Raw genomic sequence first — 24,113 nt, 5'->3', positions numbered from 1 at the left:
TGTTTGATTGATGAGACAGGCAAACTATTTTAAAGCCATCTCCTCATGGTATCATACTCAAGCATTTAAATAAAGAAAAACCGACTCAAATGTATCATCCGAATCAGTTTTTCTTTTATCATCCTACAAGTCTCGTCAAGATGATAAACTCCTATTTATTTATCTAGTTCAGCGTACAACAACTCTTGAACAACTTGTGGATTCGCTTGACCTTTGGTTGCCTTCATCAGCTGACCAATCAGGGCTTTGGCAGAATTTTTGTTGCCGCCTTTGTAATCGTTGACAGCTTTTTCATTCTTAGCCAAGACATCTGTAATAATTGGTACCAAAACAGCAGGGTCTGAGATTTGAATCAAGCCAGCTTTCTTAACGAAGGCTTCGGCAGAACCGCCATTTTTCGCCAATTCAACGAAAACTTTCTTAGCAATTTTTGATGAAATTGTACCATCAGCGATGAGTTTGAGCATTTCAGTCAAGTTTTCTGGTGTTAAACCAATTTCTGAAAGTTTTTTCCCTTCTGCGTTGAGGAATTGCGCGACCTCACCTTGCAGCCAATTAGACGCCAATTTCGCATCCGCACCCGCATTGACCGCAGCTTCGAAGAAGTCAGCCGTATCTTTTGCTGCTGTGATTTGTGCCGCATCGTAGTCAGAAAGCCCGAGCTCAGCCACATATTTAGCACGACGTGCTTTCGGAAATTCTGGCAAGGTTGAACGGACTTCGTCAATCCACGCATCTGAAATCTCAAAGCGTGGTAGATCTGGTTCTGGGAAGTACCGGTAATCTGATGACCCTTCTTTGACACGCATCAGCGTTGTTTCGCCCGTTTTCTCATCATAACGACGTGTTTCTTGTTGAATCACACCGCCAGAGCGTAAAACTTTGGCTTGACGTGCCACTTCATATTCCAAACCTTTACGGACAAAGTTAAAGGAGTTCAAGTTTTTCAACTCTGTTTTCACACCAAATTCTTCTTGACCATAAGGACGTAGAGAAATGTTGGCATCACAACGCATTGAGCCTTCTTCCATCTTCACATCAGAAATGCCCGTGTACTGGATGATTTCCTTAATAGCTGTCAAGTAAGCGTATGCTTCCTCAGGTGAGCGCATATCGGCTTCTGATACGATTTCAATCAAAGGGACACCCTGACGGTTTAGGTCAACGTAGGAGTAGCCGTCTGTGCCGTGTGTATTTTTACCTGCATCTTCTTCTAAGTGAGCACGTTCAATTCGAAGTGTCTTCTTAGTCCCGTCTTCCAACTCGATTTCAATTGACCCATTATAACCAATCGGCTCATCAAATTGTGAAATTTGGTAAGCTTTAGGATTATCTGGGTAAAAATAGTTCTTGCGATCGAAGTGCATGTTTTGGTGGATATCCATATTTAAAGCAAGCGCTGCTTTAATACCAGATTCGATAACCCCTTTATTCATGACAGGCAAAACACCTGGAAAACTCCAATCGACAATATTGGTATTCTCATTTGGTCCCGCACCAAAATGCGCAGGCGCTGGTGAGAAAATTTTCGAGTTGGTATTCAACTCGACATGGACTTCAAGTCCAATGACTGTTTCAAAATTCATTTATTTTTCTCCATTTATTGTTTGAGTCAATGCCTAATCAACGTATTGCTTACCAGTTTGGGATAACTCCTCTAGCAAATTCAGTTGTGAACGTGTATTGCGTTTCTCAGACAAAGGAACAGTTAGGGCCTTCAAGTTAAAATAACCAATTTCTGACGTTTCACTATTCACTTGAAAATCTTCACTTAAAGCGTGACATTCAAAGACCAATTTATAATACTGTCTCCCTTGCGGTTGCCACTTATTCGTATCAAAAACAGCTAACAAACGAACAACTTCACCTGTGACACCTGCTTCTTCTACTAACTCTTTAAGGACATTTTCACAAGGTGAAAAACCAATTTCACCATACCCACCAGGTAAAGCCCAATCTCCTTTTGCTTGATCACGGACGAGTAAGACATTACCATCATCGTTTTTTACAAAGGCTCGGACATCAATCATCGGTGTTGGATAATGGCTAGTTGGAAGAAATAAATCACTAAGTTCTGCTGGTGTTAAATCTGACAAATCGCCTGTCAATTCACGCAAGACATCTTTGATATCCTGATAGCGTTCCAAATCAAAGGCATTCTTGCCATAAATCAAACCTGCATCAGCAATCGCATTCAACCGCTTAATCAATTGGTCAACTGACATATTTAGGCACCAAAAATGACTGGCTTATTTTTATGGAAATCTGTCGTTGCTTCAAAGGCTGCTGCTGCTTGGTAAATCGTTGTTTCGTCAAAGGCTTTACCAATGATTTGCAAGCCAACAGGTAGACCGTCAACTTGACCAGCAGGAATTGAAATCCCCGGTAACCCTGCCAAATTGACTGGAATAGTCAACAAGTCAGCCAAATACATGGCAACTGGATCATGACCTTGTGTATCTAAATCATAGGCAACAGTCGGTGCTGTTGGACCAATGATGAGATCATAGTTTTCAAAAACTTTTTGGAAGTCTTGCATGATCAAAGTCCGAACTTGTCCAGCTTTTTTGAAGTAAGCATCATAGTAACCTGAAGACAAACTAAATGTTCCAAGCATGATCCGACGTTTCACTTCTTCACCGAAACCTTGTGAGCGTGTTTTCACATAGATATCTTCTAAATCAACCGCATCTTCTGCACGGAAACCATAACGGATACCGTCAAAACGTTGCAAGTTTGAGCTGGCTTCTGATGAGGCGATGATGTAGTAAACAGCCACGCCATATTTGCTATGTGGCAAGCTCACTTCTTCAACAATCGCACCAAGCTTTTCAAAATGTTTAGCTGCAGCTAAGACTTGTTCTTTTACCTGAGGATCAATCCCTTCGCCTAAATATTCTTTTGGTAAGGCAATCTTTAAGCCTTTGACATCTTGACCAATTTTAGACGTAAAATCAGGGACTGCAACTTTTGACGAGGTTGAATCTTTTGGATCGTAACCTGAAACAGCATTGAGTAAGAGGGCATTATCTTCAACGTTTTGTGAAAATGGTCCAATCTGATCAAGTGATGAGCCAAAGGCAATCAGACCGAAACGTGAAATGCGTCCATAAGTTGGTTTGAGACCAACCACACCATTAAATGATGCGGGTTGACGGATTGAGCCACCTGTATCAGAACCTAGTGAGAGCAAAACTTGGTTAGCTGCAACAGCTGTCGCAGAGCCGCCTGATGAACCACCAGGTACTTTTGTTTCATCCCAAGCATTTTTGGTTGGTTTGAAAGCTGAGTTTTCAGTTGAGCCACCCATGGCAAACTCATCCATGTTAGTTTTACCAACGATAATCATGTCGTTAGCATATAGTTTTTCTACAGAAGTTGCGTCGAAAATAGGCTCATAATTATAGAGCATTTTTGATGCTGCTGTTGTCAAAATCCCTTTAGTTGAGATATTGTCTTTAACCGCAATCGGAATCCCAGAAACTGGGTTTGATGCGTCAATTCCACGCTCGTCGATGGCAGCAGCTTGTGCAAGTGCCTCATCTTCTGTAATCGTGATAAAGCTATCAACTTTACCTTCACGATCTTTGATATCTTTCAGTGTTGCTTTGGCAAGCTCAACTGCTGAGATTTCTTTATTGACCAATTTGTCATGGAGTGCTTTAATCGTTGTCATGCTTAGTTGTCCTCCATAATTGCGGGTACTTTAATAAAACCATCTTCAGCTTCTGGCACGTTTTGGAACAATTCATCACGGTTCCAGCCTGCAACCGCAACGTCTTCACGCCACGCATTGATATTATCTGCTACATTTGATGTAAACGGTACACCTGTTGTATCTACTTCTTCTAATTTCATAAACATATCAACGATTTTTGTCAATGTGCCAGCAAATTCAGCAGTTTCTGCTTCATCAAAGGCTAATTTTGACAAATCCGCGACGTGTTTTACGTCATCTTTTGTGATTTCCATTGATTTCTCCTCTTTTTTTCGGGAATCAAACCTCGGGGCATCCCTAAAAATTTAGTGTGACACCTTCCGGTGCAATTCTAGAAATATCCGTATAATGTCATGTTTTATAGTCATTTAACTAAAGAAAAGGAACAAATTTTTGAACTGTTTTTGCTAATTCGGTCAAAGGCTAAGCGGTAATCCAGCGACTAAGATTCTTTCAAAAATCAAGTCTACTGTACATAGCAGGTACGTAATGCGCTAAGTGCCAATACCAAAACCGCCAAGTCACATTGCCCATAGCTCTTCCGTAAGTCGCTAAAACGACAACTTCAATGTCAGATACGATAAAGCAAAGACGCATAGATGTACGGCAAGGCTTATCAACGATAAAGTGACGAAAAATAGCCCAAAATGTTCGTTTTATTTGATTAATTGAGTCTATTATATCAATTTTTGACAGGTTTAGTCAAAATCAATATCCAAAACTAATTTCAATTCATTTAATTGTTTAGGGTCAACATCACTCGGTGAATCCATCATCAGGTCAACGCCAGCCGCACTTTTCGGAAAGGCAACAACTTCGCGGATGTTCTCTTCACCAGTCAAGACCATGAAGATACGTTCAAGGCCAAAGGCACAGCCAGCATGTGGTGGCGCACCAAATTTAAAGGCTTCTAACATGGCACCAAATTTTTGCTCAACAAAGTACTTGTCATAGCCAATCACTTCAAAGGCTTTATACATCACTTCTGGATTGTAATTACGAACAGCACCTGAACAAATTTCATAACCATTCATGACCATGTCATACTGATCTGCCTTGATCGCCAACTTATCAGCATCTGTTTTCGCTGCTTCAAGTGTTTGAACACCACCTTTTGGCAATGAGAAGGGGTTATGACCAAAGTCAACTTTGCGATTTTGTTCATCGTATTCGTAAAATGGAAAATCAACAACCCAGCAAAGTGCTACTTTATTTTTATCTTTGAGGTCATAGAAATCCGCAAATTCATTACGCATCCGGCCGAGTACACGGTTTACAATGGCAGGTTTACCCGCACCAAAGAAAACGATATCGCCATCTTCAGCACCCGTTTTGGCTGTAATTTCAGCTAATTCAGCCTCTGTCAAGAATTTAGCAATCGGTGATTTGATGCCCCCATCGACATAAGTCAAATAAGCCAAACCGCCAGCACCTTCTTTTTTAGCGATTTCAGTGAAATTATCAATTTGTGAGCGTGACAGGCTAGCAGCACCTTTAACACAAATCGCTTTGACTTTTTTAGCATTTTTAAAGACAGCAAATTCAGTTGTCGCAAGTGTTTCATCCAAGTCAACCAAAGTCATATCAAAGCGCAAGTCAGGCTTATCGCTACCATAGATGTTCATAGCATCTTCATAAGAAATACGCGGAATATCTTCTGAGACAAGCGCTTTACCAGCAAAATCTTTAACCAGATTCTGAATTAAAACTTCCATCTCTGAACGAATTTCTTCGCCGTCCTCTACGAATGCGCGCTCCAAATCAAGCTGGTAGAAATCGCCATAAAGTCTATCAGCACGCGGATCTTCATCACGGAAACATGGTGCAATTTGATAGTATTTATCAATCCCACCGACCATAAGCAACTGTTTAAACTGTTGCGGTGCTTGTGGCAAGGCATAGAATTTACCAGAATGGATACGACTTGGAATTAAGAAATCACGTGCTCCTTCTGGTGAAGAATTAGCCAAAATCGGCGTTTGCACTTCTAAAAAGTCTTGATCTTCCATGAAACGACGAATAAATGATAGGTATTTAGCACGTTTTTTCAAGGTTTCTTGCATTTTAGGGCGACGCAAATCCAAATAACGATATTTCAAACGTAAATCTTCGCTTGATTTATTGCTTTCATTAAGTGAAATTGGCAAAGGCTGAGATGCATTTAAAATCGCAAGCTCAGCTGCGACCAATTCGATTTGCCCCGTCGCCAAATTAGGGTTAGCAAGCCCCTCACCACGTTGGCGAATGTTCCCTGTGACTGAAATGGCATACTCATCACGCAAATGTTCAGCTGCCGAAAAATTAGCCACATTTTCAGGCTGAATCACGACTTGCAAAAGACCAGAAAAGTCCCGTAAATCAATAAAAATGACACCACCATGGTCACGACGTGAGTTTACCCACCCCTTTACCGTCACGGTTTCGCCTTGTTTCAAAATTGTCTCAATCGTTTTTGTTCTCATATTTTTCCTCTACTTATTATCGTACTTAACCTATTTTACCATAGGTATACATTGATATATCTTAAAATTTAGAATTATTTAGTTATTTGTGTCAATGGTGTCTGACCTTAGCTCAACGGTATTTTTCTTAGAACCGATAGACACTAGACCACTGACTTAACAGTTTCGCGACAGAAAACTTAACAAAAATAGCACCCCAAATATCGTCAGAAAAGGACGAAATTCGTGGTGCCACCTTAATTCGCCACTGCGCCAAAATCAAAATTTAGAGCACAATAGCCTTTACTAGTTTTATTCAATTGCATCAAAATAGTGTTCTTCATCTTAAACATCAGGCGCCATTCTCAGCAACAGGCGCTCTCTCAACTGATTTATATTAAAATTACTGCTATTTTTTAAAAATTCATTAACTCAACAACCTTAAAAGTTACGACCTTCAAGTTTTTCATAAATACCTGAATTAACAACTTTAAGGTAAGTTCCCTTCATACCAAGCGAGCGAGATTCAATAATCCCTGCTGACTCAAGTTTACGAAGAGCATTCACAATTACTGAACGTGTAATACCAATTTTATCAGCAATCACAGAGGCTGTCAAACGACCTTCAATGCCACCTAATTCTTCAAGGATTGCTTTAACGGCCTTCATTTCAGAATAAGAGAGCGTGCTAACAGCCATATTAACAGCTGCGGCTTTACGGATATTCTCTTCCATCTTTTCGATTTGAAGATTTGATAACTGAATACCAATAACCGTCGTTGCCAATTCAACCAAGACAAGGTCATCATCACTAAACGCTTCTTCATTACGCCAGATGATAAATGTCCCTAAACGCAAGCCACTACCATAAATTGGCGCAACTGTCGTTTTACCATCAGGATGATCTTTGATAACTTCTTGAGGATAAAGTGACAACATCGCATCTGCAGGCAAGTTAGCCTCAGTGTCATAAGTACGTGATGCGACTTGAACATACTCATCTGATAATTTGCGTTTATCAAACATCGCCTCAACACGGTCATTGTTTGTTTTATATGGCATGGCATAGCCAAGCACAACCCCCTTGCCATCAATGACAACAGAGTTACAATCAATTACCGCTGATAAACGTTCCGATAGGCCGTTATACGGTAATTCTTCGCTAGAGTTGTTAAGCCCTTCTTGCAAAATCGCCGTAATTCTTCTTGTTTTTTCTAATAAAGTAGTCATACTTCTCCTATTTTTAAAAAGATTCTATAGCTTTATTATAACAATAACAAATCAGAAATACAACAATATTCAGAAAATTATTTATTGTTTTCTATTTTAAAACAATTTACTGACGATATTTAGATAAAAATCGTGTCATTTTCTCTTGAATTTGTGCCAATTCATCAACACGTGGCATATAAACAATCCGAAAATGATCTGGATCTTTCCAGTTAAAACCACGACCATGAACCAACATGACTTTTTCTTGTTTCAGAAAATCTAAAACAAACTGCTCATCGTCATGAATATTGTACATCCTTGTATCAATCTTAGGGAAAATATAGAAGGCAGCTTTAGGTTTCACTGCTGAAATTCCTGGGATTTCATTCATAGCCTTATAGATGAATTCGCGTTGCTCATAGATACGACCACCAGGTAACAATAGCTCATCAACAGACTGCGTACCACCTAATGATGTTTGGATGACCTGCTGCGCCAGAACATTCGAACATAGCCGCATATTGGCTAACATATTCAAACCTTCAATATAGCCTTGGGCACGTCTTTTATCACCAGACAACACCATCCAGCCAACACGAAAACCAGCCACTCGATGTGATTTAGACAAACCATTCATCGTCACGACAAATAAATCTGGTGCTAAAGTCGCAATCGGTACGTGTTTGATACCATCCATAATAATGCGATCATAGATCTCATCCGAGAAGATAATCAAATCATTCTGACGTGCCACTTCAACGATATCTAACAAGACCTCTCGAGGATACACAGCACCTGTCGGATTATTTGGATTAATAATGACAATCGCCTTCGTATTTGACGTAATCTTTGACTTGATATCTGCAATGTCAGGATACCATTCCGCTGACTCATCACATAAATAATGCACAGCATGACCACCAGCCAAGCTAATTGACGCAGTCCAAAGGGGATAGTCAGGCATTGGCACTAGAACTTCGTCTCCAGTATTCAATAGGCCATTCATAGACATAGAAATGAGTTCACTCACACCATTACCAGTATAAATATCATCAACATCAACATTTGGAAAACCTAACACTTGACAATACTGCATAATGGCTTTACGCGCGCTAAAGATACCCTTACTGTCTGAATATCCTTCACTATCACGCGCATTCATGATTAAATCACGAATCACTTCATCTGGAGCTGTAAAGCCGAATTCGGCTGGATTGCCTGTATTAAGACGCAAAATTTTCTCGCCATTAGCGCGCATACGATTCGCTTCATCTAAAACTGGTCCCCGAATATCATAAGCAACATCATCAAGTTTATCGGATTTTTCAAAAGTTGTCATATGTGTCGCTACTTTCTCGTTAGTTTTTTCCATCAGTTCATCCAAATTTATGTCATACAATGCTGCCAGTTTTTTAAGACTTTCCGCCTTAGGCTTAGCATTCCCTTTCTCCCAAGCCCAATATGTTGGCTTCGAAACGCCGATTTTTCTCGCGACCTCTGCTTGACTAAAGCCAGATTTTTCTCGCAGTGTCGTTAGTTTATCTTTAATTGTCATATGCACCTCGTTAGCTTACTATAAACTAACGTTAGTTTACTACTTCCAGAGTTATTTGTCAAGCTAGATTCCGATAATTCAGAACATTTTTGCCATCGGATAAAACATGTTAGTAAGATCCATCCTGACGCATCTGATCTTTTTCATCTCGTTTCATCTATATACAAACTTTTCAACTTAAATCATCAAAGGTATTTCCGTCTTATCAAAATTTTGATAAAATTAAAAGTATATGAAGACAAAATGGAAAAAGAATTTTTTTACACTTTTTGTGGGTCAACAATTGTCCTTTTTCACAAGCATGATTGCGCAATATGCCTTGATTTGGTATTTGACCGATCGCTCTAAAAGTCCAACGTTACTTGCCATGTATATGCTAATTGCATTTATTCCTGGCATCATTATTGGCCCCTTAGTCGGTCCACTAATTGATCGCATGAATAAGAAAATTCTCTTACTGTCAGGTGATTGGATTGTTGCACTTGCTGCAATTATCCTAGCAATTTATGGACAGGGTGGTCCACTGCCTTTTTGGTTGTTAGGTGTCGCTATGTTCATCAGAAGTTTTTCAGGTGCCATTCAGACACCAACAACGCAATCCATTATCCCGACACTCGTTCCAGAAACATTTGTACCTAAAGTCAGCGGGCTCAACGGTGCATTTAATAGCGCCTCAATGATTATCACACCAGCTATTGGCGCATTTTTTTACGGCTCGCTACCCATTTCTCAAATCATGCTAGTTGATGTCGCTGGTGCTATTATTGCGACAATTACAGTAGTAATGACACAAATTCCTAGTTTTGATCACCTTGGTAAGCAAAACACCTATTTTCACGAATTAGTGGCGGGTTTTAAACTCGTTCGACATCATAAAGGTATCTTTAACTTCTTAATCATTACTACCTTGATTGGTATGTTTGCTTGGCCTGCTTTCTCACTCTACCCCTTGATTACGACCACTTATTTTCATGGTAGTATTTCAGATGCCTCTATCGTTGAAGTTTGTTGGTCCATCGGTTCCCTTCTGGGTGGACTCCTCATCGGCCTTTTTGCCACGACTAAACGCCGACTGACAATTGGTGTCGTGTGGTATTATCTGGCAGGTCTCGCTTTCACACTCATGGGATTCTTACCTGACAATCGCCATGGACTTTGGCTTTTTATCGCCTTACAACTCCCTGGCGGCGTCGGTTTCATGGCAGCAAACGGCCTCTTTATGTCGATCGTTCAACAGGCTTTCCCTGCTAAACAAACTGGACGCATTATGGGTATTGCGCAAGCCATGGCCTCCATGGCAAGTCCAATTGGCCTGATTTTTGCGGCACCACTTGCTGAAACCATCGGTATCCCACCACTTCTGATTATTGCAGGAGTCAGCATTTTTATCGGCAATATCGTAAGCATGCTATTACCTGAAGTCAAGGCTCTTGATCACATGGTCATCATGACTGATGCAGCTGACGATATTCTTGACAACGACTGATGATGAACATTTCGCAGTCCTGACTTTAACGATGCAAAAGTACAACTTAAAAACTCTGAAAGACAGACCATCCTGATTTAACATCAGATAAGTCCACTTTCAGAGTTTTTGCTGTTGCTTTAGTCTTGTTCCTCTACAAATGTATTGAAAACTTCTTCAATCATATCCCATTCTTCATCAGAATCTTCTGGGATTGGCAAGAGGTCACCCTCAGTACCATCTTCATTTTGTGTATAAGCGTATGCTTGAATTTCAACTTCACCGTTTTCGTCTTCTTCCGCACCAGCTGGTACAACTAAGACATAGTTTTTACCAAATTCTTCTTGACCATCAATTGTCAAAAGAATTTCAAACAAAGTCTCATTTCCATGATCATCAATCAAAGTGATAAATTCTTGCTCATGCTCATGGTCATGATGATGTGTATGTTCAGTCATTATTTACTCCGTAATCTAGTTTATAAAGGGTATCTCAAAAAATCGCTTTTAGAACAAACGATTCCATTTTCGATTATCAAAGATACCAACGAAGTCCATGTGGTTCATGGGATGAGAAGGTAGACGATGAATATCGGAAAAATGGGTAATTTGGGCAAAACTGAATTTTTAGAGATGCCCTAAAGTGTGGCTATCGAGATAATTCTGTAAAATCAACACAGCCGCCAATTTATCAATATATTTTTTGCGATTTTCTCGACGTGTGTGCCCTTGAATTAAAATTTTCTCTGCTTGGGCTGTCGTGAGTCGCTCATCTTGGTAATCAACTGGAATACCAAATTTTTCGAACAACAAATCACCATAATGACGGCTGGCTTGTGCCCTAATACCTTCATCATTGTTCATGTGTTTAGGCAAACCTAAGACAAATTTTGCAGGTTCATAGTCTTTGACAAGTTCTGCTAAACGCTCAAACCCATAATCTGCTTTTGACTCGTTAATCCGAATCGTCTCAACAGGCTGAGCTGTATAGCCTAGCAAGTCGCTTACGGCCACGCCGACAGTTACACTACCGACGTCTAGCCCCATTAAACGTTGCATCAAAGTGACACACCTTGATCCTTGAGGTAATTTTTAATCAATTCTTCAACGATATCATCTCGGTCAAAACGACGGATTTTGTTTCTAGCATCGTTGTGGCGCGGGATATAAGCTGGATCGCCTGATAACACATAACCGACCATTTGGTTAATCGGGTTGTAGCCTTTTTCGCCGAGAGACTTGTAGACACTGACAAGTGTCTCGCCAATTTCTTTTTTGCTCGAGTCATCAAACTCGAAACGTACCGTTTCATCTGTAAAACTCATATCTGTCACCTCACTTCTGTCATTTATTGAGTTAGTTTCATTATAAGTTATTTTTGCTAAAAATTCAAACAATACTCTTCATTTATCTAGACAAATGAAGAAAATGCCGACATTTTCCAACATATCGGAAAATCTCTAGCATTTTAAGGCTTATGGTAGGATATTACCTGCTGCCATATATAAGCTATACCATTCTTCACGCGTTAACACAATATCAGCAGCCTCTGTCGCTTCAATAATACGAGATGGCGTCATTGTACCAAGAACTGTTTGAAACTTAGCAGGATGGCGATTAATGAAGGCCACAGCGATGCCAGATGGTGTCACCTTATATTGCTCTGCAAGCTCTAGTAATCTAGCATTGAGTTCAGGGAACTTTTCATCATTGCCAACAAAGACACCTTCGAAGAAACCATATTGGAAAGGTGACCAAGCTTGAATCGTCATGTCATGAATACGTGAATATTCCAGAATACCACCATCTCGAACGAGACTTGCTTGGTTTTCCATATTAACATTAATGCCAGCATCAATCATGCCCGTGTGTTTAAGACCGAATTGAAGCTGATTAATATTAAGTGGCTGTTTAACCGCTGTTTTCAAGAGTTCAATTTGACCAGGATTTTGATTGGATACCCCGAACGCACGAACCTTACCCGCTTTTTCAAGCTGAGAAAAAGCTTCTGCAACTTCTTCAGGCTCAACCAAGGTATCTGGGCGGTGTAACAGTAAGGCATCCAGATAATCTGTGTCTAATCTCTTCAATGACCCCTCTACCGCTTCGATGATATGTTGTTTTGAAAAGTCAAAGGCAATCCCTGGTTTAATCCCGACTTTAGATTGTAAATAAATATCCGAGCGTGAAATGCTTGTTTCTTTTAAAGCTTTGGAGAAAATTGTTTCGCATTCCCCAGCACCATAAATATCTGCATGATCAAAGAAGTTAATGCCGTGATCATATGCAGTCTGAATCGTTTCAACAGGATTTTTACCTGATTCATTAATGCGCATACACCCTAAAATAAGTTGGCTAGCTGTCATGTCCGTATTGGCAATTTTAATTTTTTTCATAGCAAGAGCCTTTCTTTCCTTGTAATCGTTTCCAGTACTATTGTATCAAAATTTTAGCAACTATGCCCACAAAAACTATATACATTTTAATTCTATTCATTTTCTTAGCACATTATGTTTTAATACTAACTCATAACTAGCTATCACCGATAAAATGACGATAAAAAAAGAACATAGGCTCGAGTATCTATGTTCTTTTTATCGTATTTTATGCAGTCAAAACTGCGCGTCCTTTACGACGACGGCTGGCAACGACGCGACGGCCGTTTTTAGTAGACATACGTTTACGGAAACCGTGTGTTTTTTGACGTTTACGTTTACTTGGTTGAAAAGTGCGTTTCATAATGTTTTTTCCTCCTGTACAGAATTTTTGACTGTTGGTAAACCAACAACCTTATGTCTAGCCTAGGCTTTTGATCAGTTACTAAACATACCTTAATATTCTATCGTTTTTACAAGCATTTGTCAAGATAATCTTAATTTTCTTTTGTCACCACGATATATCGACCACTATCACGACCAACAGAACGGCTAGCAACGTCTGGTTCACGTGAGATAATAGCATGGACGATTTTACGTTCATTGCTTTGTAAATCATTGATATAAACTGTTTCACCATTACGTGCACGTTTTGCCGCATGATGCGCTAAGCTAGTAATATACACCTTACGCTTTTCATGATAATCGCCAACATTAATCGCAAGAATGACACGTTCTTCTGTCAAGCTGTTAGCGTATGCTTTAGCCAAAACTTGTAAAGCCTGTAAAATTTTACCATGTTTACCAATTAACAAACCATCCTGCGATGATTTAAGATTGAAAACAATCAAACTGCCATCATTTTGAGCCGAAACCGATGCTGGAACACCCATATCTTGTGTAATTAATGTCAAGTATTTTGAAACTTCTTTAATCACTTTATTCTGACTGTGTGTCATTTCCTCAGCCATTGCTGCGGGGGCGATATCGCCTTCAAGGTCACTTAATTTTCTTTCAGCAATTTCATTCTTAGCCTCTTCGATAATTGCCTCTTTATCTTCTTGGCTTAAATCACCCGTGCTTGCTTTTTCAGCTGCTTTAACTGCCTTAACAACTTGTGATAACTCAAGTGTTGCTTCCATAGCGGATTGAACTTTCGGCGAGTCTGCTATAAATTCAGCATCTAAACCACGCGTGGCTAGCCGGTCAGCCTGACGAACAGTTTCTTCCTGAATCGCATCAATATTAACACGGGCACGTTTTTTGCCAATGCCCAAGAACCCTTTTTTATCTTTTTGCTCGATTTGAATATGGACATTTTCACGTTTGATGCCAAGTTTTTTCAACCCACGCTCAATCGCTTCATCTACTGTATTTCCTGTAAAAATAGCCATTTCTTTAACTACTCCTTTATGAGGTATTGCTTAAGTACTACTTTGATGTTGATAAATGTATCTAGGATAGATTTATTTCTTTTTATCGTTGACAGCAAACTACGCCGCCAGTCACTAAAATTAGCTTATTTTTTCTTCTTAGCTTTTGCCAATGCTTTTTGACGGGCTTTTTCTTTATTTTTTTCTGCATTCGCCTTGGCGACACGTTCCTCTTGTAGTTTGAACGGATTGTTCAAAAGCAAGGTTTGGAAAACTTGGTAAGCATTTGACACAGTCCAGTAAAGCGCCACACCGGCTGCAACACTAACCCCCATCACAAAGATAAGTACTGGCATCACATAGGTCATGGCAGTTGTCATACCGTTCTTTTCAGGCGCTGCTTTCATGGTTAGCCATGAACTAGCAAAGGTGAATACTGCGGCAAGGATTGGCAAGATAAAGTAAGGGTCATGACCCGAAATATCAAACCAAAGAAAATGCCCATCACGCAGAAAACCAACACGCGTTATAGCCTGATACAAAGCCCAGAGAATCGGCATTTGCACCAATAATGGCAGACATCCCATATAAGGATTCACACCATTTTCCGCATAAAGTTCTTGTGTTTTCTCAGCAACTAAGCGTTTGCTTTCCGCATCTTTACCTGGATATTGTGCTTGAATTTTTTTCAATTCAGGTTGCACTTCTTGCATTTTACGCGTTGATTTTGTTTGGATATGCATCAAAGGTAATAAGAGCGTTCTGATGATTAGGGTGAATAAAATAATACCTAGGCCGACCAAACCACCAAATGAAAGAAAGTGGATGATTTGGGCAAAGCCATAAACGAATTGCTCCCACAGACCGCTTGAATGTCCTGTAATATCCGTACGACCACAGCCCGTTAAAACGAGGACTGATAGACCTGATAAGGCGACTAATTTAAGTTTTTTCTTCACAATTTTCCTTTTCTATACCTAACGCTGTCATGACGCTCATACAAGCACAAAATCAAAACAGTTTTTGGCTAGTTTCAGCCAACTCTTCATCAATCATCCCTATCGTATAGCTCTACGTTTTAGGCTGCTTTTCTTGATTTGGGTAAAACTATCTCAAAATCTTGTGTTTTGATTTGATACTTGAACGAGTATCATTAAAACTCTAAAAACTAAACTGATGATATCTCTGATTTCTGATAAATTTTTGCTACCTTCAAGACGTGTGTTAAATTTTTCTGCACTTCATCAAAAGTCAAGGTTTCCACCCCTTTTCGGCAGACAATCACAAAGTCAGTTTGTGATAAATTGTCAGAAAGTGGTATTAAAGCATGACGGACGAGACGTTTGACGCGATTTCTGGTGACCGCATTCCCTAATTTTTTGCTCACTGAAATTGCTGCTCTAAAATGTGTCGTTTTTGAAGGCAATTGGTAGATCACAAATTTCTTGTTAGCCGTTGATTTTCTGGCAGAAAAAATTTTATCGAAATCATTCTTTTTCTTAATTCGTAAAGCTTTTTTGATTGCCAAAATAGATTCTCCTACAGTAATTTATCTAACCAATTCTACCATAAATATGCAAAAAATGCACCATTTCAAGGGTACATTTCTCATTTATTTTGATATAAATTAACACGTTATTCTTTTTCAGAATCAACTTTCTGTTTCAAATCAGCCTGCGCTAAAGCAATTTGCATCTTGACTTGTTCAAAGCCTGTGCCACCATAGGAATTGCGGCGTTGAACAGCAGTCCGAGACTTCAAAGTTTCATAGATATCTGCTTCGATTAAGGGCGATACTTCTTGGTAGCGTGTCAATGACACATCTTGCAAATAATACCCCGCCTTCGTACATTCTAGCACCATTTCCCCGACGATTTCATGCGCTTGGCGGAAAGGCAGTCCTTTAGCAGCTAGGTAGTCAGCAAGTTCTGTGGCGTTTGAGAAGTCTTTTTCAGTCGACTCAGCCATAACGGTTTCATTGACCGATAGTGTCGACAGCATCCCTGCCATGACATCAAGGCTGGTCAAAATCGTGTCTGCTGTGTCAAACATCCCCTCCTTGTCCTCTTGCAAGTCCTTGTTATAGGCTAAAGGTAGAGATTTCATGACCGTAAGCAAGCCAAAGAGATTGCCATAAACACGGCCAGATTTACCACGTATTAACTCAGCCATATCTGGATTTTTCTTCTGCGGCATGATGGATGAGCCAGTTGAAAAGGCATCCGACAAGGTCACAAACTGGAACTCATTGCTACACCAAAGGATCAGCTCCTCGCAAAAACGTGACAGGTGCATCATGAGAATGCTAGCATTGCTGAGAAATTCTAGGATGAAATCACGGTCACTCACCGCATCCATCGAGTTCACATAAACGTCGCTAAAGCCCATGAGTGCCGCCGTTTCTTTCCGGTCAATGGGGAAAGTCGTTCCAGCTAGTGCCGCCGCGCCTAGCGGCGAAATATCAGCATGTTTCATATTAAACGCAAAACGCTCAAAATCGCGTGTTAACATACTATAATAGGCCATGAGATGGTGTCCGAATGAAATCGGCTGCGCATGTTGCAAGTGCGTATAACCAGGCATGATAGTTTCAATATGCTCTGACGCCAAGGTCACAATAACGTCACGTAAGTTTTGCAATTTATCCATGGTTTCTGATAAGGTATCTTTCATCCATAGATGCATATCCGTTGCGACTTGGTCATTACGTGAACGTGCCGTGTGAAGTTTACCTGCGACTGGTCCGATTTCTGCATGCAGATAAGTTTCCATATTCATGTGAATATCTTCGTTTTCGATTTTAAATTCGATCTCGCCTGCTTCGTATTTCGCTTCGACTTTTTGAATGCCCGCCTTGATTTGTTCAGCTTCCTCTGCTGTTAAAATCCCTGTTGAAGCAAGCATCGTCACATGTGCAAGGCTACCTTTTAGGTCTTGACGCGCCATTTTTTGATCAAAAGTAATCGATGCCCCGAAGGCTTCTGTTTTTTTATCTAGGCCTTCTTCAAATCTACCGCCCCATAGTTTTGCCATTGTCTTGTCTCCATTATTTCTAGATTGATCGCTATTCTCAGCTTTTTAGTAACTCTAGTTAAAGTAGAATTTAATCTACCATTATCAGGTTTAATTTATTATATCAAAAAAGCGCCTAGTCTAGCGCTTTAAAGCGAAATTGTAATTCTCTGATTACTTTTAATTTCTATGTGGTGAAATCTCACGGAATTTCTTAACCTGACCAATGATTCTCTCTGAAATCGTTATTGGTTATAACGTCTCAAATCCAGTTCTCTGACTTAGTTTATTTGATGACTGGCTTATTTTTCTTTATCAATTTTAATCCAGTTTCAGCTCCTAGTTTCTAGGAAATTAGATGATTTTTCCGCACGAACTTCGTTCGCTTACGGAAAATCCCTAAATTTCTACGAAACTAAACAGTCGCTTCAACCTTTTAACTTGTCCCAAACTTGCGCATTAACTTGTGATGGTAGTCCCCAAAGTTTGATGAAACCGACTGCGGCATCTTGGTCAAATTCATCAGCTGCTGTATAAGTTGCCAAGTTCTCGTCGTAAAGTGAATTAGGTGATTTCCGTCCGATACAGATGGCATTGCCTTTATAAAGTTTCACTTTCACTGTCCCATTGACAACTTCTTGTGTGCTGTCAATATAGGCTTTAAGCGCATCAGTCGCTGGATTGAACCAAAGCCCATTATAAATTGTGTTTGAGAGTTCGTTTTCAATCACTGGTTTGAAATGTGACACTTCACGAACAAAAGTAATATCTTCAATGTCTTTATGGGCTTTGAGAATAACAGTCGCCCCTGGACATTCGTAGATTTCACGTGATTTAATGCCGACCAAACGATTTTCTACATGGTCAATCCGACCGATGCCGTGTTTACCCGCAATGACATTGACATCATTAATCAGTTGATATAAGGGCAATGTTTGACCATTGAGCGCAACAGGAATGCCTTTTTCAAAGGTCAATTCGATGAATTCAGCTTCATTTGGTGCATTTTCGATAGACGTTGTCATGAAGAAAGCATCTTCTGGACATTCGTTCCAAGGATTTTCGAGAATGCCTGCCTCAATGGCACGACCCCAGAGGTTCATGTCAATTGAGTATGGATTATCAAGGTCTGCGGGTACAGGGATACCATTATTTTTAGCATATTCGATTTCAGCCTCACGAGACCATTTCCATTCCCGAACCGGTGCTAAGACTTTCAAGTCAGGGGCAAGTGAATGAATCGCCACTTCAAAACGCACTTGGTCATTGCCTTTACCTGTACAGCCATGGGCAATCCCAGCTGCACCTGTTTCACGCGCCACTTCAACCAAGGCTTTTGAAATCAATGGACGTGACAAAGCTGAAACGAGTGGATATTTTTGTTCATACATGAGATTACCTTTGATAGCGTAACCAACATAGTTATGCGTGAAATCTTCTTTCGCATTGATAACATATGACTCAATAGCCCCAACCGTCAAGGCTTTTTCTTTGATGAAATCAAGGTCTTTGCCTTCGCCAACATCCAAACAAGCAGCGACGACATCATAGCCTTCGTCAACGAGCCATTTGATTGCAACTGACGTATCTAAACCACCTGAATAGGCGAGTACAATTTTTTCTTTTGCCATGTGTATAAGTCCTCAATTTCTTTGTTTTTTTGATTATATATACAGTTTACTGCATAAAAATACATTTGTCAAGCGGTTTTTTGTATATTTTTTCATTTTTATTGATAATAATTTAAAATCGCCTCAATTAAGCGATTTCTATTGCTCATCAATCAGGAAATTAAGCTACTCTACTAACAGTGTCCTGTCATTTTTCAATTTTAAACTGTAAATTTCTCAGTTCTTTTTCAGCAGTTTTTTAGGCTTTTATTTTAGAAAAATCAATAGGTAGAAAGATTTGAGCTAATTTAGTTTTATCAGCTTTAGTCAAATCAACCGTAATCGTTACAGCATAATTCGCCTTACTTTTCTTCGTTTTAACATCTATTCATTCAATTATCAATTTATTAATCGAAATACCGCCAAATAAAAACATAAAATGATAGCGAATTTTATACTGGCATACATTCGCATATCTCATTTAGCGTTGCCAGCTCTATTCTATCACGTCAATTTATTTTATTTAAAAGTTGAAAATCTTCTACTTTCAGAACACTTCACATTTTGCAGCTCTTTATTTAGCAGTAAATTCCCCTCATAAATTTTCAAATACAGTCAGGCGTAACAATAAAAAATAGCAACAATAACGCACGCTATAACTACATTTTGATCATCGAATATGTTCATTTTTCCTATTTTTGTTACAATATAGTAATGATAAAAAAGAAAACACTATTTAAAATAATTGTAGGCATCGTCTCATTCCTAGCTATCGTTTCAATAGGTGCTAGCTTTTACTTCTTCCATGTGGCGCAGGTTCGTGGCGATAAGTCCTTTATCAGTCATGCCGCAACACCTCAAGCTTCTCCCGTTTATCAAGATGAGAAAGATTTTCTCAAGCTAGACAAAGAAAACTTGTCCCTAAAAAATGACGGTTTAAATCTCAAAGCTTGGTATGTCCCAGCTGAAAATAAAACAGATAAAACGGTCATCGTAGTCCACGGTTTTAACGGCAGCAAGGAACAGATGGCGGCTTATGGTATGCTTTTCCATAAACTTGGCTATAACGTGCTCTTGCCTGACAACCGCGCACACGGGGCATCTGACGGGACCTTAATTGGCTATGGGGTGACGGACAAATGCGACCTCACCAAATGGACAGATCAACTGATTAAGACTAACCCTAAGTCTAAGATTACCTACTTTGGCCTCTCTATGGGCGCAGCCACTGTGATGATGGCGTCCGGTCAAGATTTACCCAAGAACGTGGTAAACATCATTGAGGACTGCGGTTACAGCTCTGTATGGGATGAACTAACTTTCCAAGCCAAGGATATGTACAATTTGCCAGCCTTTCCGCTACTCTATGAGGTATCTGCACTCTCTAAAATCCGAGCAGGGTTCGCCTATGGCGAGGCAGATGCAAGCTCTGTCAAGGCGCTCGCTCATAACAAGCTACCGGTTCTCTTCATCCACGGCGATGCCGATGATTTTGTACCGACAGCAATGGTTGATCAAAATTACGCCGCAACGAAAGGCCCACGTGAAAAATTTATCGTCAAGGGGGCTAAACATGCTAAATCTTTAGAAACAGATAAGGCTGGCTATTATGCCAAGGTCACTGCCTTTTTGGATAACTATTAATTTGAACGCAACAAAACGATTTTTAATGATTAAAAATCGTTTTGTTTTATATCGCTGGCTACACAAATCTACTATAATATGATAAAATGAAAGCAATGAACTTTTAAATGGGAGAAAACAATGACTGATGAAAATACAGTAGAATTAAACGACCAAATGCTAGTGCGTCGCGAGAAATTAGAAACACTTCGCGAAGCTGGACTTGACCCGTTTGGTAAGCGTTTTGAGCGTGATGCTAACTCAGCAACTTTAAATGCTAAATACGCTGATAAGTCTAAAGAAGACTTGCATGAACTTGCTGAACGCGCAACAATTGCTGGTCGAATGATGACGAAACGTGGTAAAGGGAAGGTCTCTTTCGCCCACATCCAAGACCGTGAAGGTCAAATTCAGATTTATGTTCGTAAGGACAATGTTGGTGATGAAGCCTACGATATCTTCAAACATGCCGACCTCGGTGACTTCTATGGTATCGAAGGAGAAGTCATGCGGACAGACATGGGCGAGTTGTCTATCAAAGCGGATAAGATTACTTTCCTATCTAAATCCCTACGTCCATTGCCTGAAAAATATCACGGTTTGACAGATACTGAAACCAAGTATCGTAAACGCTACCTAGACCTGATCTCTAATCGCGAAAGCTTTGAGCGTTTCGTCACACGTAGCAAAATTATCTCAGAAGTTCGTCGCTACCTTGATAGCCAAGACTACCTTGAAGTTGAGACACCTGTCCTTCACAACGAAGCTGGTGGTGCTGCGGCTAAACCTTTTATCACGCATCACAACGCTCAGGACATTGACATGGTCTTGCGTATTGCCTTAGAACTTCACCTCAAACGCCTAATTGTCGGTGGCATGGAAAAAGTTTACGAAATCGGCCGTGTTTTCCGTAATGAAGGTATGGATACGACACATAACCCTGAATTTACCATGCTGGAAGTTTACACGGCTTACACCGATTATACAGACGTTATGGACTTGACTGAGGGCTTGATTCAACACGTGGCAAAAGCTGCGGTTGACAAAGACGTTGTCGAATATGACGCGCAAACCATCAATCTTGCTGATAACTTCAAACGTATCCACATGGTTGATGCCATCAATGAAAAAACAGGCGTCAATTTCTTTGACATCGTTGATTTCGATGATGCGGTTAAAGTCGCTGAAGCACATGACATCAAAGTTGAACCTCATTTCCGTTGGGGCCATATTGTGAATGAATTTTTCGAAAAATATGTCGAGGCGACTCTAATCCAACCGACATTCGTTTATGGTCATCCGGTAGACATCTCACCTCTGGCTAAGAAGAATCCAGAAGACGGCCGCTTTACCGACCGCTTTGAACTCTTCATCGTAGGTCGTGAGTTTGGTAATGCCTTTACTGAGTTGAATGACCCGATTGACCAGCTAGAACGCTTTGAAAAACAAGCCAGCGATGCAGCAAATGGTGACGATGAAGCAACTGGCGTTGACTACGACTTCGTTGAATCTTTAGAATACGGGATGCCACCAACTGGTGGTCTTGGTATCGGAATTGACCGTTTGGTTATGCTCCTAACAGGTGCACAATCTATTCGCGACGTCTTGTTATTCCCAACTATGAAATAATAACAATTAAAGCAGAACCTGATGAATCAATTTGTCATCAGGTTTTTGATTTGTGAGCAATTCTACGGTCAAACAAAAAGAACGTCCATAGCAGACGTTCTTTTTATGATAAAAATTTGGGTAAGATTGATCCTTATTTCGCTTTACGCAAGGCGCCAAACACAATACCTGAGATGACTGCACCGATTGCAACAGCAACTAGATACATGATTGGATTACTTGTCAAAGCGATAACGAAGATACCGCCGTGTGGCGCCATGAGTTTAATACCAAGCGCACCGACAAGACCACCTGTAACAGCAGAACCGAGGATAAAGGATGGAATGGCACGCGCTGGGTCAGCTGCGCCAAATGGAATGGCACCCTCAGTGATGAATGACAATCCCATAACAATATTTGTCAAACCAGAATCTTGTTCTTCTTTAGTAAATTTATTTTTAAAGAGTAATGTTGCAACAAAAACTGCGAGTGGTGGTACCATACCACCAGCCATAACTGCTGCCATGACAACTGAACCACCAGAAGCAACCGTCGCTGCAAGTGTTCCTGTCCCGAAAACATAAGCGGTTTTGTTAAACGGTCCGCCCATATCAATAGCCATCATGCCGCCAAGTAAAGCCCCTAGTAACACTGCATTGGCACCTGATAAACTATTAAGGAAGTTTGTCAAGCCACTGTTGATAGCCGCCATCGGGATATTGACAAAGAGCATGAGGAAACCAGTAATCAAAACACCTAATACTGGATAAACCAAGATTGAAACAATACCGTTAAGCGAGCGTGGGACATTAGAAAATACTTTTTTAAGAATGAGGATAACACCACCGGCAAGGAAACCACCAACAAGTGCGCCCAAGAAACCAGACGGTACACCAGCCAAAGCTAATGTCTTCTCACCACCACTGGCAAATGGTACTTTACCAAAGGCAAGACCATTTGATGCAATCGCACCTGCAACGAAACCTGCAACTAAACCTGGTTTTTCAGCGATAGAGTAAGCGATGTAACCGGCAAGGATTGGAAGCATGAAGCCAAAGGCTGCACCACCGAGTTGTTTGAAGACTGATGCTAATTCATGGTAGCTACCAAGGTTAGCAAGTTGGTCTTTTGGTACACCCATGGCATTATCAATGAGGAAGGCAATCGCAATCGCAATACCGCCACCGATAACGAACGGTAACATACTTGAAACCCCACTCATCAAGTGTTTGTAGAAAGCTTTACCGATGCTGAGTTTTTCCTCAGAGTTATTTTCTTGGGCTTGACCTGTTGCTTTATAAGTTGGTAAGTTACCTGAAAGTACTGCTTTAATCAAGTTTTCTGGTTCACGAATACCAGCCGCAACTGGTTTCAAAATCAATGGTTTGCCATCAAAACGGTCCATCTCGACAGCCTTATCAGCTGCGATAATCACACCTTTGGCTTTTTTAATGTCCTCTGCTGTCAATTTGTTACCAATACCAGATGCACCATTTGTTTCGACTTTAATTGCCACACCGAGGGCTTTTGCTTGTTTTTTAAGCGCTTCTTCAGCCATATAAGTGTGGGCAATACCTGTTGTACAAGCTGTCACCGCAACGACGAAGTCTCCGTCATTATTAATTGCAGCAACGGCTTCTTCAACTGTTGCTGCTTCAGCAGCGTTGAATGCTGCTAACACTTGGTCAGGCGTTGATGTTGCACGAAGTGAATCCGCAAAGCCATCTTTCATGAGATACTTAGACAATTCAGCAAGTGCTGCTAAATGTGTGTCATTAGCGCCATCCGGCGCTGCAATCATAAAGAATAAATCAGTTGGTTGACCATCTAATGATTCATAGTCTAGTCCGCCATCTTTCTTCGCAAATAACACAACTGCTTCTTTGACTGCCGCATTTTTGCTGTGAGGCATGGCAATACCATCGCCAAGACCAGTCGTTGTCAAAGCCTCACGCGCCAAGATACCATCTTTAAACGTGTCATAGTCAGTGACGTAGCCTGTGTCAACGAGCTTTTGAACCATTTCTGAGATGGCATCTGCCTTATTGGTTGCGTTGAGCGATAAAATCATCGCGTTTTTTTGCAATAAGTCTTGAATTTTCATAAGAAAACCTTTCTAAAT

At 40.4% G+C, this 24,113-nt stretch carries 21 protein-coding genes; 3 read left to right on the top strand and 18 right to left on the bottom strand.

The window, feature by feature from the left end; genetic code table 11:
- Positions 1-155 precede the first annotated feature (155 nt).
- From gatB to RR45_RS00500, 7 genes are all read right to left on the bottom strand, one after another.
- Positions 156-1,586, bottom strand: a complete 1,431-nt coding sequence (gene gatB / locus RR45_RS00530) for an Asp-tRNA(Asn)/Glu-tRNA(Gln) amidotransferase subunit GatB (protein ID WP_031366245.1) — start codon at positions 1,584-1,586, stop codon at positions 156-158.
- A 33-nt stretch (positions 1,587-1,619) separates the two neighbouring features.
- Positions 1,620-2,225: an NUDIX hydrolase gene (locus tag RR45_RS00525; RefSeq protein ID WP_031366246.1), complete on the bottom strand. Its 606-nt coding sequence runs from the start codon at positions 2,223-2,225 to the stop codon at positions 1,620-1,622.
- A 2-nt stretch (positions 2,226-2,227) separates the two neighbouring features.
- The gene (gene gatA / locus RR45_RS00520) at positions 2,228-3,676 is read right to left on the bottom strand and encodes an Asp-tRNA(Asn)/Glu-tRNA(Gln) amidotransferase subunit GatA (RefSeq protein ID WP_031366247.1); all 1,449 of its coding nucleotides are present in this window, start codon (positions 3,674-3,676) and stop codon (positions 2,228-2,230) included.
- 2 nt (positions 3,677-3,678) lie between these two features.
- Positions 3,679-3,972, bottom strand: a complete 294-nt coding sequence (gene gatC, locus RR45_RS00515) for an Asp-tRNA(Asn)/Glu-tRNA(Gln) amidotransferase subunit GatC (protein ID WP_031366248.1) — start codon at positions 3,970-3,972, stop codon at positions 3,679-3,681.
- Positions 3,973-4,416: 444 nt separating this feature from the next.
- Positions 4,417-6,180, bottom strand: coding sequence for an aspartate--tRNA ligase (gene aspS, locus RR45_RS00510; RefSeq protein WP_031366249.1), 1,764 nt, complete (start codon positions 6,178-6,180; stop codon positions 4,417-4,419).
- 420 nt (positions 6,181-6,600) lie between these two features.
- A complete protein-coding gene (gene codY, locus RR45_RS00505) occupies positions 6,601-7,389 on the bottom strand; it encodes a GTP-sensing pleiotropic transcriptional regulator CodY (RefSeq protein WP_031366250.1) in 789 nt (262 codons plus the stop codon).
- Between the two features lie 106 nt (positions 7,390-7,495).
- On the bottom strand, positions 7,496-8,926 hold the full coding sequence (locus RR45_RS00500) for an aminotransferase class I/II-fold pyridoxal phosphate-dependent enzyme (protein WP_072353530.1): 1,431 nt from the start codon (positions 8,924-8,926) through the stop codon (positions 7,496-7,498).
- A 232-nt stretch (positions 8,927-9,158) separates the two neighbouring features.
- On the opposite strand from RR45_RS00500, the gene RR45_RS00495 reads away from it, so the two are divergent.
- On the top strand, positions 9,159-10,412 hold the full coding sequence (locus RR45_RS00495; protein WP_072353529.1) for an MFS transporter: 1,254 nt from the start codon (positions 9,159-9,161) through the stop codon (positions 10,410-10,412).
- 119 nt (positions 10,413-10,531) lie between these two features.
- Here the strand turns inward: RR45_RS00495 and RR45_RS00490 are convergent, their stop codons facing one another.
- The 10 genes from RR45_RS00490 to RR45_RS00445 form a co-directional block, all read right to left on the bottom strand.
- Positions 10,532-10,849, bottom strand: coding sequence for a DUF1292 domain-containing protein (locus RR45_RS00490; protein WP_031366252.1), 318 nt, complete (start codon positions 10,847-10,849; stop codon positions 10,532-10,534).
- Between the two features lie 168 nt (positions 10,850-11,017).
- Complete coding sequence (ruvX, locus tag RR45_RS00485) at positions 11,018-11,449, bottom strand: Holliday junction resolvase RuvX (RefSeq protein ID WP_031366253.1); 432 nt, start codon at positions 11,447-11,449, stop codon at positions 11,018-11,020.
- Positions 11,449-11,715, bottom strand: coding sequence for an IreB family regulatory phosphoprotein (locus RR45_RS00480; protein WP_031366254.1), 267 nt, complete (start codon positions 11,713-11,715; stop codon positions 11,449-11,451). The genes ruvX and RR45_RS00480 overlap by 1 nt, the downstream gene beginning before the upstream one ends.
- Before the next feature lie 150 nt (positions 11,716-11,865).
- Positions 11,866-12,786: an aldo/keto reductase gene (locus RR45_RS00475; protein WP_031366255.1), complete on the bottom strand. Its 921-nt coding sequence runs from the start codon at positions 12,784-12,786 to the stop codon at positions 11,866-11,868.
- A gap of 208 nt (positions 12,787-12,994) precedes the next feature.
- Entirely contained in the window at positions 12,995-13,129 is a 135-nt protein-coding gene (gene rpmH, locus RR45_RS00470; protein WP_003138207.1) for a 50S ribosomal protein L34, read from the bottom strand.
- 133 nt (positions 13,130-13,262) lie between these two features.
- Entirely contained in the window at positions 13,263-14,159 is an 897-nt protein-coding gene (gene jag / locus RR45_RS00465; RefSeq protein ID WP_031366256.1) for an RNA-binding cell elongation regulator Jag/EloR, read from the bottom strand.
- Between the two features lie 125 nt (positions 14,160-14,284).
- A complete protein-coding gene (locus tag RR45_RS00460; RefSeq protein ID WP_031366257.1) occupies positions 14,285-15,097 on the bottom strand; it encodes a YidC/Oxa1 family membrane protein insertase in 813 nt (270 codons plus the stop codon).
- A gap of 209 nt (positions 15,098-15,306) precedes the next feature.
- Positions 15,307-15,666, bottom strand: coding sequence for a ribonuclease P protein component (rnpA, locus tag RR45_RS00455; RefSeq protein ID WP_031366258.1), 360 nt, complete (start codon positions 15,664-15,666; stop codon positions 15,307-15,309).
- Between the two features lie 107 nt (positions 15,667-15,773).
- Positions 15,774-17,171, bottom strand: coding sequence for an argininosuccinate lyase (gene argH, locus RR45_RS00450; protein WP_031366259.1), 1,398 nt, complete (start codon positions 17,169-17,171; stop codon positions 15,774-15,776).
- A gap of 407 nt (positions 17,172-17,578) precedes the next feature.
- Positions 17,579-18,781, bottom strand: a complete 1,203-nt coding sequence (locus tag RR45_RS00445; RefSeq protein ID WP_031366260.1) for an argininosuccinate synthase — start codon at positions 18,779-18,781, stop codon at positions 17,579-17,581.
- 696 nt (positions 18,782-19,477) lie between these two features.
- Here RR45_RS00445 and RR45_RS00440 point away from each other — a divergent pair.
- Positions 19,478-20,404 carry an alpha/beta hydrolase gene (locus RR45_RS00440; RefSeq protein ID WP_341868401.1) on the top strand — a complete coding sequence of 309 codons (927 nt, stop codon included), beginning with the start codon at positions 19,478-19,480 and terminating at the stop codon, positions 20,402-20,404.
- 120 nt (positions 20,405-20,524) lie between these two features.
- Positions 20,525-22,012 (top strand): lysine--tRNA ligase, encoded by a 1,488-nt coding sequence (lysS, locus tag RR45_RS00435; protein ID WP_031366262.1) that lies wholly within the window; start codon positions 20,525-20,527, stop codon positions 22,010-22,012.
- Between the two features lie 133 nt (positions 22,013-22,145).
- On the opposite strand, the gene RR45_RS00430 is transcribed toward lysS, so the two are convergent.
- Positions 22,146-24,095, bottom strand: a complete 1,950-nt coding sequence (locus RR45_RS00430; protein ID WP_031366263.1) for a fructose-specific PTS transporter subunit EIIC — start codon at positions 24,093-24,095, stop codon at positions 22,146-22,148.
- Positions 24,096-24,113: the final 18 nt, after the last annotated feature.

Origin of the sequence: Pseudolactococcus chungangensis CAU 28 = DSM 22330 (genome assembly GCF_002441885.1) — a bacterium.
Lineage (GTDB): Bacteria > Bacillota > Bacilli > Lactobacillales > Streptococcaceae > Pseudolactococcus > Pseudolactococcus chungangensis.
Note: the sequence above shows the minus strand (reverse complement) of the source record. Positions and strands in the feature narration are given on the sequence as shown.